The sequence below is a fragment of the Stenotrophomonas sp. C9D9 genome (genome assembly GCF_056491205.1).
In genome coordinates, this window is sequence record NZ_JBSZIF010000006.1 from 615,757 (window position 1) to 629,656 (window position 13,900).

A 13,900-nucleotide genomic window follows, 5' to 3' on the forward strand; every position below is an offset into this window, starting at 1 on the left:
TTCTCCGGGTGGCCCAGACTCCGACGCGGGGCAGTGTTGTGATGCCCCGCGCCGGACACGGCTACTTCGGCATCAGCACGGTGTCGATGACGTGGATAACGCCGTTGGACTGACCAACATCGGCGATGCTGATCCCGGCCTTGCCGCCCTTGGCATCCACAACCCACAGCTTGCCGTCATGAAGCGTCACGGTAAGCGGTTCGCCCTGGACCGTCTTCAGGGTGGCCTTTCCGCCGTGCTTCCTGGCGTCTGCGATGAGTTGGGCCGAGCTGAAGTTGCCCGGGACCACGTGATAGGTCAGGATCCTGGTCAGCTGCGCCTTGTTTTCCGGCTTTACAAGGGTGTCAACCGTGCCCGGGGAAAGCTTGTTGAAGGCTGCATTGGTGGGGGCGAATACGGTGAAGGGTCCCGCTCCGTTGGATGGCGCTGTTCGGCATGCCGATGCCGGTACTTCGCCTGGTCGGAACAGTACAATCCGGAGTCGTCCACTCCTTGCTGGCCCATCATGTCGATTCGAGTAGCGTGTCTATGCGGGAAGGTTGTCATTGATCTGCACGGGCAACCGGTAGCGCGCGCCAACTGCCACTGCGCATCCTGCAGGGACTTCTACGGTGTGGCGATGTTCTCCGCAACGGCATGGGACCCCGCCTCCGTTCAGATGGAAGCCTCTGAAGTGCGGACGTTCAGTCATCCCGAAAAGCAGTTGAAGAAGGCGTTCTGTGCCACTTGCGGTGAGGTTGTGTTGGGTACCAATCGGCTGGGCATGCATGTAGTTCCCAATGCGATGCTGCACCGCGTCGGCGAAGAGGGTTCCCATTCCAGGTGGGCTCCCACAATGCACCTGTACTATCGCCAGCGGGTGGTTGATGTTCTGGATGAGCTGCCGAAGTACCTTGACGGCTGGGATGGCGCGCTCTACTCACCGGAATGACTGAGCAGGTGCAGAAGTGCCTGACTCCGCCCAGCACGACTATCCGTAGGCGCCTGCCGACGTCGGCGGGTCCAGGACGTTAAGCGGCTCAGTCCGCGCTGTTGCGGCCGATTGTGGCTGCCTACAACCAACGGCACAGGTGCCGCTGGTTGAGTCGCCCTAGCATCATCAGCACACTCCCTACAGGAACCTGCGAATGAACGCATGGGTTCTCGGCGCCATTCTCATCTGCTTGCCATTGCGAGCACTCGCTGTCCCCAACGCAGCCGAAGCACCGCCGACGCGTGTAATCGTGTTGGGGGTCGATCATGCGGCCCAGCTGGTTTCGCCCAATGACAGCCCAGCAACACTGGCTGCCTTTCTGGATCGTACGAAGCCCGCCGCCATCTGTGTCGAGCGATCGCCGGAAGCTTTTGCCCGGCACAGCTATTACGAGTTCACTTACGAGATCCAGGATGTAATCGTGCCTTTCGCGCGCGCGAGGGGCATAGCCTTGTGTCCTGTGGACTGGGCGCCGCCAGTAGAAGACGCCAGACTGGGATTTGGCCTGGACCTGGAATCCATTCCGGAAGTGCGCCCTGACAAGGGATTCCAGGCCTTCCTCGTGTTCCCGAAGCCAGCCCAGCTGACCAGGGACATCTTCCATGCAGATACTCCATCCAATCTTTCCAACATCCACGAGTGGGCAACCACTGCCGCAAAGCGGGCTGGAGACGACCTCCCACGACGGCTGTACCTTTATCGCACCTACCTGCAGGCCAAGCGCCTGGTTGCGGTAGCCAGGGCGTACGCCGGGGAGACCGTTGTCCTGGTTGTAGGCGAGTTTCACAAGCGCGATATCGAGGCCATTCTCTCGGACGACGCCAGCATTGAAATCGTACAACCCAGCGCGATAGGCAGGCCAACAAAGACACAGGAAACGAAGGCGAACAGCAATGCCTATCGGCATGCAATTGCCAGCTTCAATCTTCTGGGCGTGCAGGCAGAAACCGGCAATATTGACTACGCATTCGTGGAGGAATCGGTGTCTGGGCTGGTCGGTTCCGCACCGCGTGCTGAAACCGAATTGTATCGGACGCGACTGGATCTGCTTCGCAAGCGTATCAGCCCTGAAGAAGCCATCCTGCGGTATCAACGTATTGCAGCTTCCGCCGAAGACGCGCGATTCAGTTGGACGGGGGTGCAGGACCACGACCGCGTCGACTCCTACTTTGACCCCTTCGGAAACCTTACCGTGCGACAACGAGCGCTGCTGGAAAGTGCGCGCGAATGCGGAGCGGTCGGTCGCAAGGACGAGGTTGACAGGGTCTTCGACACCATTTCCAGCGAGCTCCCCCCGGCAAAGGCCCGTCAGTTCGGCGCGTACTTCTCTCGATACATCCGCGCTTGATTCCAGTCAGTGTCCGGTCGAAGAAGGGCAAACGCCTTCTATCGCCCGTTTAACCGCTCGTTGCAACTGGTCGATGTGAAACGGCTTGGCTACGAAAGCCGCGCGCCGGTGGCGCTGCGGCACCAGCTGGTCATACACCGCAGAAACGAAGAGATAAGGGATGCCGAGTTCGGCCAAGCGATCGGCAACCGGAAAGACAACGCCATCGCGAAGCTCCACATCCAGCACGGCGCCATCGAACGATTGTCTTTCCAGTAGGGCCATCGCATCAAACACACTGTAGGCGTGGGTCACCTGGCCACCTTCGTCTTCGAGCGCGCGCTCCATGAGGGCGGCAAGGTCGAATTGGTCCTCCACCAGCAGCAGGTTGCATCTGCGCTGGCTCATATCGCGTTGCATGCGCGCATGCCTGTGTTGCCTCGGGAGCTGCAGTGTGTGCCGTGCCGCATCAATGCCGTGAGTGCGGAGCGTCAGCCCGGCGCGAAGCCACTGACGTGCCGTCAACGCTGTCGATGGATCGTGGAGAGCGCCCGGGATTTCTTGACGGCATTTTGGCGGGGGGCATGGATACTGCCGCCATCTTCGGCACTGGAGCTTCTGTCATGCATCGACCTGGAACCGATCCTGCTTCACCGCGTGTGCTCCGTGTCGAATGCATGCCCCTGGACCGTGGTGGGGCCGCCGTCGTGGTAGAGCTGGATCGCACGCCTGAACGCGCGTGGATGAAGTCGCTGAAGCGGGCGTTGCACTCTGATGAGATGCTGGATGGCGTGCAGGTCAAGTTCGATGGCCGTTTTGTCTATGTCGTGGGGGTTGAGGTCGGCCTGCACCGGGCGCAGCACCGGGTGATGCGGTGCCTCCTGGGCCTTGAAACAGTGGCCAGCACGGTCTGTTCACAGCCGCGGATGGCCGGTAGTTCCAGCTTCGCGATCGATCCAGGCCGAGGCCGGATGCAGCGCCCTGCGGCGGTGGATGTGCAGCGGGTCGACGCAGCGGCTTCCCGGGAAGGTCGCGACCTCCCAATGGACGGGCTCTGTGCGTAACGCATCGACATGCGCAACCGGTGCGCCGCAGTGAGCAGGTCAGTGGCAGGCGGAGGATACGGTCGGCAGGTGCCTGGCGCTGCGGGCCCACCTTGGCCGATACGCATCGGTTGCGCCGGCTGGTCGCTGTCCCGGTCGGAGCAGGTGGACTTCGGGGAGGGTGACAGCGTGCTTCAGCGCTACGCCACCCGCCTGCCCATGGTCGAGATCAACTCCTCGTTCTATCGCCTGCACGTGGCCGGCACGTACGCACGGTGGGCTGCAAGCGTGCCAGAATACTTCCGTTTTGCAGTGAAGATGCCGCGCTCGATCAGCCATGAACAACGGCTTCGCGATGCAATGCAGCCGCTGGAGCAGTTCCTCGCTGGCGTGCGGGCGCTGGGCAAGAAGCTTGGGCCGCTGTTGCTCCAGTTGCCCCCCAGCCTGGCATACGACCGGGCGACGACGGAGCGCTTTCTGCAGGGCCTGCGTGCACGTAGCGAGCTCGATGTGGCCTGTGAGCCACGCCATCCCAGTTGGTTCACTACGGAAGTGGATGCTCTGCTGAGCGCCCATCGTGTCGCACGGGTTGCGGCGGATCCAGCGCGGGTGCCGGGCGCTGCGATTCCAGGCGGAGACCGCACGTGGAGCTATTGGCGCTGGCACGGGCAGCCGCAGATCTATCGCAGCGCCTACAGTGAACAGGTCCTGGCAGGCCTGGCCCGGGAGCTGCAGCTCGAATCGGATGCGCGACGATCAGTCTGGTTCGTGCTGGACAACACCGCGCTGGGGCACGCCGCCCGCAACGCCCTGCGCCTGCAGGCCCTGCTGCAGCAGGGCCTGCAGGCCTGAGCCCCCCCATCGTCCTGCTGCGCGGGGCTGCGAGCCCTTCTATGAATTCCGCGGGGATCAGCGGAACGGTGCGCAATTGGACCATCGCGGGGCATTTCAACAATCTGGTGAAAGACACGCCGTGCCTACCGTCAGCTGGCCTTCCAGGACCAGGCGCGGCTGGCATTCTGGTCACAGCAACAGCAGCGCCGCGATCAACGCAGGTGGCATCACCAGCGCGCCGATACGCATGAAGCCGAGCGCGCTCACATGCTCGCCTTCGCGACGCAACGCCACCAGCCACAGCATCGTGGCCAACGAGCCGGTCACCGACAGGTTGGGCCCCAGGTCCACGCCGATCAGCAGCGCGGCGCGGGTCTGTGCAGGCAGTTCAGCCATCTGGCCCAGCGAACCGGCCGCCAGGCCCACCGGCAGATTGTTGGCGATGTTGCTGAGCAACGCAGCCACGCCTCCAGCCAGCCAGCTGGCCTGGTGCGGCGACGCCTTCGCCAGCGCCTGGAGCGCGCCGGCCGCACTCTGGATGACGCCGGTCTGGGCCACTGCTTCCACCAGCACGAACAGTCCGGCCACCAGCGGCAACACGCCCCAGGAGACATGCCGCAGCAGCGGCAGCGGACTACAACGCTGGCGTATCACCACCACCGCCACGCTCAGCGCGCCGGCGCAGAAGGTGGCCAGGCCCAGGGGTCCGTTCAGCGCGGACGTCACCAGCAGTACGCTGCCAGTGAACAGCACGCCCAGCGCGCTCAGTCGGCCGCCCTCGGTCAGCGGGCGATGCTCCGGCGCAGCGACCAGCGGCTGCGCGATCTCGCGCCGGTGCACCCAGCGCAGCACTAGATAGGTGGCGCCGATCGCAGCCAGCGAGGGCAGCGCGAACTGTGCCAGCCACTGCAGCAGCGGCGGCATGTGCTGGCCGTACACCACCAGGTTGGCCGGGTTGGAGATGGGCAGCACGAAGCTGGCCGCATTGGCGATGAATGCGCAGACGAAGAGATAGGGCAGGGGATTGGCGCGGGCCGCCTTGCAGGCAGCGTAGACCGCCGGCGTCAGCACCACGGCCGTTGCATCGTTGGAAAGAAACACCGTCACCAGCGTGCCGACCAGAAACACCAGGTCGAACAGGCGCCGCCCTGAGCCTCGCGCATGCCGGACTGCATACAGCGCCAGCCAGTCGAACAGGCCTTCGCGCCGGGCCAGCTCGGCCAGCGCCATCATGCCGACCAGGAACAAATAGACATCCCGCCCCTCGGTCACCGCGTGCCAGGCAGTGCCGAATGACATCGTGCCACTGAGCGGAAGCAATGCCGCCGCGCCGAGCGCCCATACGTACTCCGGGATGCGGAACGGACGGATCAGCAGGCCGACGGTGGCGACGGCCACCGCCGTCCAGATGATCAGGGAAGAATGGGAAGCGAGCATGGGGTAGGGATGTGCGTGGTGCCGTCCATCGCGCCCCTCGCCGGCTCTGCGGCGAGTGCGGTCAGCGTGCTGGCACCCGCTGCGAACAGTGCAGGTGCCGGGGTTGCGGCATCATACCGTGCTGGCTGCCCAGCGAATGCCAGGGCGCGGCGCGTTCCGTGACGGTCGTGCCAGGGCATGCACAGCGGCGGGTTGCGCCTTCCATGTTACGGTCAAGCGACACCTCCCGTTGCTTCCCGTTCTACCGCGCATTTTTCGACTTCCCGTAGGTCGGGTCAGTCAGAGGACACATTGCGATGGTCGTCATCGAAACGCTCCCGACAGCATCGGAATTCCTCAGCGTGCCCCACGACCCAGGTCCACATCGGGATCATCAGAACCAGCAGCTCCTTGCCCAACGGAGTGATGCTGTACTCCACGCGGGGCGGCACCTCGCGAAAGTCCTGCCTGTGGATCAGCCCGTCCCTTTCCAGCTGTCTGAGGGTACGTGTCAGCATGCGCTGGGTGATTCCCTTCATGCGCCGCGCAACATCGGCGTGACGCAGTGTTCCGTAAACACCCAAGGCATGAATGATTCCCAGGGACCAGCGGCTGCCTGCATGCGCAAGAACCTCACGGCGCAGGCCATCATCGTCCGCGCTCATGCCGTCGCATATCGCTTGTGAATGCCGCAGAAGCTCTTCGGAGCTCATGAACGGTGCGATCGGTATCATCGGTGTGCCTTCTTACGTGGCGATATGGGAGGGAGCAGAATCGCCGCCATCGTACACACACATGGTGGTTTGAATGTCTTCCCCGAATGATTCCCGCTCGATCCTGGTGCTGGGTGCCGGCGAGCTCGGAATGCCCGTCATTCGCAACCTTGCACGATTGGCTGGGATGCATGATGCACGCATCAGCGTGATGCTGAGAGAAGCCTCGATAGAATCCGTGCTTCCGGAGAAGCGCGCTGTAATTGATGAAATACGCTCTTTGGGAGTGACCATCGAGCCAGGCGACCTGGTGGCTTCCACGATCGACCAACTGGCCGTGCTCTTCTCCAGGTATGACACCGTGATCGGTTGCACCGGCTACGCCGCTGGCCGCGACACACCCATGAAGGTAGCGCGCGCCGCCGTGAAGTCAGGTATCGGCAGGTACTTCCCTTGGCAGTTCGGGGTCGACTTTGACGCCATTGGACGCGGTGGACCGCAGGATCTGTTCGATGCCCAGCTCGACGTACGCGACTATCTGCGCTCGCAGTCCGCAATGGACTGGGTCGTCATTTCCACCGGCATGTTCACCAGCTACCTCTTCGAGCCGGAGTTCGGGGTCATCGATCTTCCCGGCAGAAGGGTCAATGCACTGGGTACAGCCTCCAATGCGGTCACGCTGACGACACCTGAGGACATTGGAGCGATGACTGCACAGATCGTCTTCCACTTGCCCCCACTTCGGAACGAGATCGTCTATCTGGCGGGAGACACGGTCCGCTATGAGGAACTGCCTGCCATCCTGGAAGGCTATTTCGGCGCCCACTTCGAGCTTGCCGTCTGGGGGGTTCCTCAGTTGATGAAGGAGTTGGCCGATGATCCGACGAACATGATCAAGAAGTACCGCGCCGCCTTCGCCCAGGGCAGGGGCGTGTCCTGGGGCATGGATGGAACGTTCAATGCCAACGTTGGCGTGAAACTGGCGGGTGTGAACGACTGGCTGAAGGCCAATATAGAGGCCTGATGAACCATCCAGCGGTCATCGCGCTGAGGACCTGTGACTCTCCTACAGACTCCAATCGATCCGCATGCCTGCAATCAGCGCATTCGGCAGGTCACGCTGGCGTGCGGGTTCATTGAACTGGTCGGGATGCACGATGTAGTGCAGGTTCGGCGCAATCCGAAGTTGCGGTGTGACCTGGATGCCATAGCTCAGCTCCATCATCACCTGGCTTCCGTGCGGCGTGCCGCTGCCGCCGGCTGCCGCACGGGCCAGGCGAAGGTTCTCCAGCGCGATGCTGCTGTACTTCTGCTGGGTCACCACAAAAGCGATGCTGTCCTGCGGCCGGCGGGCGAACGTGCCCTTCTGCACCAGGCCGGCCTGCAGGAAATGATCCTCGATCAACTGGCCAGAGGTGCCCTTGAGCACCGCACCGAACAGGGTCAGGCCGCGTCCGGCACCATCACCGGTGAGTTGCTGTTCGAAGCGGGCGAACGCGCCGGAGCGGCCACGACGGGTCGCATGGTCCTGGCCACTGAGAAGTGCCGGAATGCCGTTGGCATCGCGTAGTGGATCGAGATAGGTCGAGTTGTCCTGCCAGCCACCGATTTCGTAGCGGGCTTTCAGTCGTGCCGAAGCAGGGCTGCGCCAGCCGATCGTGTAGGGCACGATCCAGCCCGTGGCCTGGTTCGTATTCCACTTCAGGCCGTGCTGGCCATCTTCCGCCTGGCTGGGATCGACCTGGTACGCGCCGACGCGCACATAGACATCGGGCGTCACCCAGGCCGTGGCATCGGCCATCCAGCTCGATACCGGCCACCAGGTGAAATTGCTGGTACGAAACACGTAGGTCGGGTTGCCGCAGGCCGAGTTGCCCTGGAAGTACTGGCAGAGCTCCGAACCAAGGTGGTGGATGTTGGCGACGCTGCGCCCGGCTTCCACCACCAATCGGTCGTTCAGCAGTTTCTGTTCAAGCGTCAGGTTGGCCAGGCGCGTGCCCTGGCCACCGTAGATTTCCTGCACCGAGGTGCTGTTGCCAGTGCTGCTGTTGGCCAGGTTGGTGCCATGGCGGTTGATGCCGTAGGCCTTGATCGTCGCGCCCCGCCAGCCAAACGCCGCGTCCAGATCCACGTCGGCGCCGAACATCAGCTGGCCAGCATAGGCCGTTCCGCTGCGCTTGCCGCCGTCGAGCGTGGCGGCCGCTTCGCCGGTGTAAGCCAGCTTGGGGGTGAGGACGTCGCTCGCCTCGGCGGCGGCGGCCAGGGGTAGCAGGGCCGGCAGGGTCGCCATCAGCAACAGGCGGCGGGAAGGAGAGGTCATGGGCGAGGTTCCTTTTACAGGGTGGGAGCCGTGACCGGCTTCTTGAGCACGCGCAGCGCGACCGCGGTGACGGTCACGCCGGCCACCAGTGCCAGCAGGTAGACGCCAAGGTGGGTGACCGCGTTCGGGATCGGCAGCACGAACACACCACCGTGCGGCACCTTCAGCTCGACGCCTGCGGCCATCGAGATCGCACCGGCCACGGCCGAGCCGAGGATCAGCGCCGGAATGGTGCGCAACGGGTCGCGCGCGGCGTAAGGGATCGCACCCTCGGTCACGAAGCTGAGGCCAAGCACGCCAGCGGCACCGGCCGTGCCGCGCTCCTCGGCAGTGAAGCGGTTGCTGAACAGCCATGTGGCCAACGCGATGCCCAGCGGCGGCGTCATGCCGCCGATCATCGTCGCCGCCATCGGCGTGTAGACCTGGCTGGAAATCAGTGCGGTGGAGAACGCGTAGGAGGCCTTGTTGACCGGCCCGCCCATGTCCACCGCCATCATGCCGCCCAGCAGCAGGCCGAGCAGAATCGCGCTGCTGCCCTGCATGCCGCGCAGCCAGTCGGTCAGCCAGGCCAGCAGCCCGGCGACCGGCGTGCCGATCACGTACATCATCAACAGGCCGACCAGCAGCGTGCCCAGCACCGGCAGGATCAGCACCGGCTTGAGGCCTTCCAGGCTGCGCGGCAGGCGCAGCGCACGGTTGATCCAATGCACGCCGTAGCCGGCGATGAAACCGGCCAGGATGCCGCCGATGAAGCCCGCATCCATGTTGACTGCCACCAACCCACCGATCATGCCCGGCGCGATGCCCGGGCGATCGGCGATGGAGTAGGCGATGTAACCGGCCAGTGCCGGCACCATCAGCATGAAGCCGGACTTGGCGCCGATCTGGAACAGCGACCAGGCCAGCGTGCCCTTGTGTGCATCGTCGAAGGCATAGATGCCGCCGAGCGCGAACGCCAGTGCGATCAGCAGGCCACCGGCAGTGACGAACGGCAGCATGAACGACACGCCGGTCATCAGGTGCTTGTAGGGGCCGGTGACCCTGGCCTTCTCGGGGGTGCGGCCTGAAGCCGCCGTACCCGCCTGCACGCCGGCCTCGGCCAGCGCCTTGCGGATCAGGTTCTGGCCGTCATTGATCGCCGGCTTGGTGCCGCTCTTGAACAGGCGTTTGCCAGCGAAGCGCGACAGATCGACTTCGCGGTCGGCGGCGATCAGCACCAGGTCAGCGGCAGCGATTTCTTCGTCGCTCAATGCGTCCTGCGCGCCGACCGAGCCCTGGGTTTCCACCCGGATCGCATGGCCCAATGCCTTGGCGGCCTGCTGCAACCCTTCGGCTGCCATGAACGTGTGGGCGATGCCGGTCGGGCAGGAGGTGACGGCGACGATGCGCTTGCCGGCGTCCGCGGTGGAAGCGGTTGCTGATGTTGCTGCGACCAGCGCCAGCGCGGCAAGCGGGTCGTCCAGCACTTCACCGAGGCTGGCGCGCACGATCTGGGCGTTGCCGAAGCGCGCGGCATCTGCCTCGCCATCACCCACCAGCAGCAGCTGCGTTGCGGCGGCGGCCTGCGTTGCCGGCAGTGCCCCGGTCACGCCCTGGTCGCTGCGGATTTCGATCGCCAGTTCAGCCCCTTGCTGGCGGGCGGCGCGGCGCAGCGCTTCGGCGGCAAGAACCGCCTCGATGCTGCGTTCGCCGGCGGCGATGACTACGGTGGAAGCTTGCATGGGAACTCCTGGAATTCTTCGGGTTCGTCCTTGCAGTAGGGGCTATCGGTGGCCCGAGGCCAGCCGCAGCGTCCTCTGCAGGGGTTTCAATCCAACCGCTCGATCAGTACATCGCCGGTCCACGCGCGCACCTGCGCCGGGTCCAGCTGTCGCGCGTCGCCGCTCTCCAGCCGGCTCATCGAGAACGCTGTCGCCAGCCGCGCGCAACCCGCCAGATCCAGGGAGGGCTCCAGCAATGCGGCGGCGATGCCGGCGACCATGGCGTCGCCCGCACCGACCGTACTGCCCTGCGCCAGCCGCGCCGGTCGCGCGACCAGGGCGCCGCTGCGATCAATGAACAGCGCGCCGTTGGTGCCCATCGAGATCGCTACGAGTGCAACTCCGCGTTCGACCAAGGCCTGGCCCGCGGCCCGCAGGGCGCTGCGATCCGGCAGCGGCGTGCCGGCCCAGGCCTCCAGTTCGTGGCGGTTGGGCTTGATCGCGTAGGGCAGTACGCCTTGTGCGCCGCTCAACGCGGCGGCGAGCGCGTCGCCACTGGTATCCAGCAGTACGCGCGCACCAGCGGCGCCAGCCCGCGCCTGCAGTCGCGCCCATGCATCGGCTGGCAGCCCGGACGGCAGGCTGCCGGACAGCACCACCGGCTGGTCCGCCTGGAGCAGTGCGTCGAGTCGGCGTGATACCGCGTCCAGATCGGCGTCACACAGTGACAGGCCGGGCAGGTTGATGTCGGTGGTCTCGCCGTTGGCCTCGTCGACCAGCTTGATGTTGGTGCGGGTGCGGCCCGGAACGCGCAGGCAAGCGTCTGCGATGCCACGCTCGGAGAACAACGCGTTGAACACGCCGTCGTTGCCATCGCCGAGCACGCCCAGCGCGGTGGTCGGCACGCCCCAATCGGCCAGGCAGGCGGCCACGTTGACGCCCTTGCCGCCGGCGTCGTCGCGGGAGCTGCGGGCACGATGCACCTGTCCCGGATGCAGGTGCGGCAGCCGCACGGTCTGGTCGATCGCCGGGTTCAGGGTAACGGTGAGGGCCTGGGCGCTCATGCGTGCGTTCCATCAAGGGCACGCACCTGCTCCGCGGTTTCGCAGTCCAGCGCGGTAGTGGCCAGCGCTTGCAGATCGGCCAGCGCGTTGCCACGCAGGCGTGCCTTCACGGCCGGGATGTCGTTTGGGGTCATCGACAGTTCGTCCACGCCCAGGCCGGCCAGCAGCATTGCGCCGAAGGGATCGCCCGCCAGGCCACCGCAGACGCCAACCCAGCGTCCATGCAGGCGTGCGCCTTCCACCGTGGCGCGGATCGCACGCAGCACGGCCGGGTGCAGGCTGTCGGCCTCGGCGGCGAGTTCCGGGTTCTGGCGGTCGATCGCCAGCACGTACTGGGTCAGGTCGTTGGTGCCGATCGAGAAGAAGTCGGCATGGCGGGCCAGCACATCGCTCTGGGCGGCGGCGGCCGGGACTTCGATCATGATCCCGATCGGTACTTCGGGTGCCTCGAGCGCGGCGCGCAGCCGTTCGCAGATGGCGCGCAGTGCGATCAGCTCGGGCACCGAGGTGATCATCGGGAACATGATGGACAGGCGTGCGCCGTCCTTCGCCGCGCGATACAACGCACGCAGCTGCGGTTCCAGCAGGTCGGGGCGGCGCAGCAGCAGGCGCGCGCCACGCACGCCGAGGAACGGGTTTTCCTCGCGCGGCAACTCCAGGTGAGCAACCTGCTTGTCGCCACCGATATCGAGCGCGCGCACGATCAGCGGGCGGCCGTCGAGTGCCTTGGCCATCGCCACGTACGTGGCGTACTGCTCATCCTCGCTGGGCGTACTGCCACGTTCGAGGAACAGGAACTCGGTGCGCATCAGGCCGACACCTTCCGCGCCTTGCTCCAGCGCCAGTGGCACCTGCTCGGGCAGGTTGACGTTGGCGCCGATGTCGATGCGGTGGCCGTCTGGGGTCTGTGCCGGCTGCGCGCGTTGCGCCGCTTCACGCTCGCGGATCTGCTGCTGTTCGGCGATCCACGCACGGGCCGAGGCGAGATCTGCCTCGGACGGAGACAGGTAGAGCCGCCCGCTGTTGCCATCGATGATCGCCTCGCGGCCCGCGCTGATCGCCAGCAGCTCCGCGCCAGCGGCAACCAGCGCTGGCAAGCCGAGCGTGCGCGAGAGAATCGCGGTGTGCGAGGTCGGCCCGCCCAGCGCGGTGACGAGGCCGAGCACGCGGCCGGTGTCGAGGTTGGCCGTGTCGGACGGCGACAGATCAGCAGCGAGCAGGATGCAAGGATGTGCAGGCAGGTCGGCAAGGCCGCCACCCGCCGCAGACGGATCAAGCTGCGCCAGTACGCGCCGGCCCACGTCACGCAGGTCGGCGGCGCGCGCGGCCAACACCGGGTTGCCCAGTGCCGCCAGGCCGGAGGCGATCTGCTCGATGGCCTGGTGCCAGGACCACGCAACGCCATGGCCTTCGACCATCAGCTGGCAGGTGCGGGTAATCAGATCGGTGTCGTCGAGCAGCGCGGCCTGCGCCTTGAAGATTGCCGCATCCGAAGCGCCTAGCCGGCGCTCGGTGTCATCCTGCAGCGCGGCCAGTTGTTGGCGGGTGCGGCTGAGCGCGTCCTGCAGGTGTGCGCCGCCTTCGCCGAGAGGGGTGGGGCGGTCGGCGACCTCAGCCTGCGTGCTGGCCAGCACATGCACCAGGCCGATCGCCAGGCCAGGGCTGGCGCCGATGCCGACGATCGCCGCCTGTGCGTCGGGCGGATTCCAGCCCGCAACGGGCGCGGCCTTGCGCTGCGCTGCGCGCTCGGCATCGGCCTTTTCCTGTGCCACCAGCCCGTCCATGACCTTGCGCAGGGCGGCCAGCAGGGCTGGGGCATCGGCGCCCTCGGCAGACACGCTGACCGCGTCGCCATGACGCAAGCCGAGCTGCAGCAGCGCCACCAGGCTTTTGGCATCGGCAGCCTGATCGCCCGCGCGAACCTGTACGCGGGCCGCGAAGCCGCGCGCCGTCTCGGCCCAGCGCGTGGCCGGGCGCGCGTGCAGCCCGCTGGGGTAGGCGATGGTCCAGTCGAAACGCTCGGCCAGGTCCGTCACCGGCGCAGTGGGAGCCGTGGTCGAAACATCGCCAGCCAACGCGTTGATGATCTCGCTCGCATCGGCCGTGGTGAACAGGCGCTGCAGGGTCGCGTCATCCTGGATCGCCGGGTCAGCCGCCGCAGCAGGGTGATGTGGGTATCGGACTGCGCGGCAATGCCGACCACAAGGCGGGTGACCTGGCCCGGGTTCCACTCCACGCCTTGCGGGAACTGCAGCACGGCAATGCCATCGCGGCGCACCAGGTGACGGTCCTCACCCAGCCCGTGCGGAATGGCCACGCCATGGCCGAGGAAGGTATTCGCCAGCGCCTCGCGCCGGCCCATGCTCGCCTCGTAACCCGGCGCAACGCAGCCGGCGGCGACAAGCATCTGCGCCACCTGGGCGATGGCGTCGGCCTTGTCGAGCGCACGCGCATCCAGGCGGATCAGTTCCCGGCTGACGGGGGCAGGGGTAGTCAAGGGCTGCAAGGCG

Annotated in this window: 11 protein-coding genes and 2 pseudogenes; 5 read left to right on the top strand and 8 right to left on the bottom strand. The window is 65.7% G+C overall.

Translation table 11 applies throughout. The features are described from left to right. Positions 1-61: 61 nt before the first annotated feature. Positions 62-415: pseudogene (locus tag ACXI0D_RS18345) on the bottom strand (fasciclin domain-containing protein); the annotation flags it as partial. Positions 416-505: 90 nt separating this feature from the next. Here ACXI0D_RS18345 and ACXI0D_RS18350 point away from each other — a divergent pair. Together ACXI0D_RS18350 and ACXI0D_RS18355 are read left to right on the top strand one after the other, a co-directional pair. After that, positions 506-931: a GFA family protein gene (locus ACXI0D_RS18350; protein WP_119006282.1), complete on the top strand. Its 426-nt coding sequence runs from the start codon at positions 506-508 to the stop codon at positions 929-931. Positions 932-1,127: 196 nt separating this feature from the next. Continuing rightward, complete coding sequence (locus ACXI0D_RS18355) at positions 1,128-2,321, top strand: hypothetical protein (RefSeq protein WP_479642921.1); 1,194 nt, start codon at positions 1,128-1,130, stop codon at positions 2,319-2,321. A gap of 6 nt (positions 2,322-2,327) precedes the next feature. On the opposite strand, the gene ACXI0D_RS18360 is transcribed toward ACXI0D_RS18355, so the two are convergent. After that, positions 2,328-2,720, bottom strand: coding sequence for a response regulator (locus ACXI0D_RS18360; protein WP_049445174.1), 393 nt, complete (start codon positions 2,718-2,720; stop codon positions 2,328-2,330). Positions 2,721-2,884: 164 nt separating this feature from the next. Here ACXI0D_RS18360 and ACXI0D_RS18365 point away from each other — a divergent pair, with 164 nt between their 5' ends. Both ACXI0D_RS18365 and ACXI0D_RS18370 read left to right on the top strand, forming a co-directional pair. Beyond that, the gene (locus tag ACXI0D_RS18365; RefSeq protein WP_233490759.1) at positions 2,885-3,364 is read left to right on the top strand and encodes a hypothetical protein; all 480 of its coding nucleotides are present in this window, start codon (positions 2,885-2,887) and stop codon (positions 3,362-3,364) included. A 69-nt stretch (positions 3,365-3,433) separates the two neighbouring features. Then, positions 3,434-4,195: a DUF72 domain-containing protein gene (locus tag ACXI0D_RS18370; RefSeq protein ID WP_049445179.1), complete on the top strand. Its 762-nt coding sequence runs from the start codon at positions 3,434-3,436 to the stop codon at positions 4,193-4,195. A 171-nt stretch (positions 4,196-4,366) separates the two neighbouring features. Here the strand turns inward: ACXI0D_RS18370 and ACXI0D_RS18375 are convergent, their stop codons facing one another. Continuing rightward, positions 4,367-5,614, bottom strand: a complete 1,248-nt coding sequence (locus tag ACXI0D_RS18375; RefSeq protein ID WP_049445180.1) for an arsenic transporter — start codon at positions 5,612-5,614, stop codon at positions 4,367-4,369. Between the two features lie 275 nt (positions 5,615-5,889). Next, positions 5,890-6,306, bottom strand: a complete 417-nt coding sequence (locus tag ACXI0D_RS18380; RefSeq protein ID WP_049445523.1) for a winged helix-turn-helix transcriptional regulator — start codon at positions 6,304-6,306, stop codon at positions 5,890-5,892. A 94-nt stretch (positions 6,307-6,400) separates the two neighbouring features. On the opposite strand from ACXI0D_RS18380, the gene ACXI0D_RS18385 reads away from it, so the two are divergent. After that, complete coding sequence (locus tag ACXI0D_RS18385) at positions 6,401-7,330, top strand: aromatic alcohol reductase (RefSeq protein ID WP_049445182.1); 930 nt, start codon at positions 6,401-6,403, stop codon at positions 7,328-7,330. A 42-nt stretch (positions 7,331-7,372) separates the two neighbouring features. Here the strand turns inward: ACXI0D_RS18385 and ACXI0D_RS18390 are convergent, their stop codons facing one another. The 4 genes and pseudogenes from ACXI0D_RS18390 to ptsP all read right to left on the bottom strand — a co-directional run bounded on the left by ACXI0D_RS18390 (position 7,373) and on the right by ptsP (position 13,896). Further along, the gene (locus ACXI0D_RS18390; RefSeq protein WP_049445185.1) at positions 7,373-8,626 is read right to left on the bottom strand and encodes a carbohydrate porin; all 1,254 of its coding nucleotides are present in this window, start codon (positions 8,624-8,626) and stop codon (positions 7,373-7,375) included. Positions 8,627-8,640: 14 nt separating this feature from the next. Beyond that, entirely contained in the window at positions 8,641-10,347 is a 1,707-nt protein-coding gene (locus tag ACXI0D_RS18395; RefSeq protein ID WP_049445188.1) for a PTS fructose transporter subunit IIC, read from the bottom strand. An 86-nt stretch (positions 10,348-10,433) separates the two neighbouring features. Next, complete coding sequence (gene pfkB, locus ACXI0D_RS18400; protein WP_101765496.1) at positions 10,434-11,390, bottom strand: 1-phosphofructokinase; 957 nt, start codon at positions 11,388-11,390, stop codon at positions 10,434-10,436. Then, a pseudogene (gene ptsP, locus ACXI0D_RS18405) lies at positions 11,387-13,896 on the bottom strand (phosphoenolpyruvate--protein phosphotransferase). Before ptsP ends, pfkB begins: the two are co-directional and overlap by 4 nt. Positions 13,897-13,900 lie beyond the last annotated feature (4 nt).

Bases quoted from the DNA above. Each gene is read 5' to 3' on its own strand.
- ACXI0D_RS18350 (WP_119006282.1), top strand. From the start codon at position 506: ATGTCGATTCGAGTAGCGTGTCTATGCGGGAAGGTTGTCATTGATCTG.
- ACXI0D_RS18355 (WP_479642921.1), top strand. From the start codon at position 1,128: ATGAACGCATGGGTTCTCGGCGCCATTCTCATCTGCTTGCCATTGCGA.
- ACXI0D_RS18360 (WP_049445174.1), bottom strand. From the start codon at position 2,720: ATGCAACGCGATATGAGCCAGCGCAGATGCAACCTGCTGCTGGTGGAG.
- ACXI0D_RS18365 (WP_233490759.1), top strand. From the start codon at position 2,885: ATGGATACTGCCGCCATCTTCGGCACTGGAGCTTCTGTCATGCATCGA.
- ACXI0D_RS18375 (WP_049445180.1), bottom strand. From the start codon at position 5,614: ATGCTCGCTTCCCATTCTTCCCTGATCATCTGGACGGCGGTGGCCGTC.
- ACXI0D_RS18380 (WP_049445523.1), bottom strand. From the start codon at position 6,306: ATGAGCTCCGAAGAGCTTCTGCGGCATTCACAAGCGATATGCGACGGC.
- ACXI0D_RS18385 (WP_049445182.1), top strand. From the start codon at position 6,401: ATGTCTTCCCCGAATGATTCCCGCTCGATCCTGGTGCTGGGTGCCGGC.
- ACXI0D_RS18390 (WP_049445185.1), bottom strand. From the start codon at position 8,626: ATGACCTCTCCTTCCCGCCGCCTGTTGCTGATGGCGACCCTGCCGGCC.
- ACXI0D_RS18395 (WP_049445188.1), bottom strand. From the start codon at position 10,347: ATGCAAGCTTCCACCGTAGTCATCGCCGCCGGCGAACGCAGCATCGAG.
- pfkB (WP_101765496.1), bottom strand. From the start codon at position 11,390: ATGAGCGCCCAGGCCCTCACCGTTACCCTGAACCCGGCGATCGACCAG.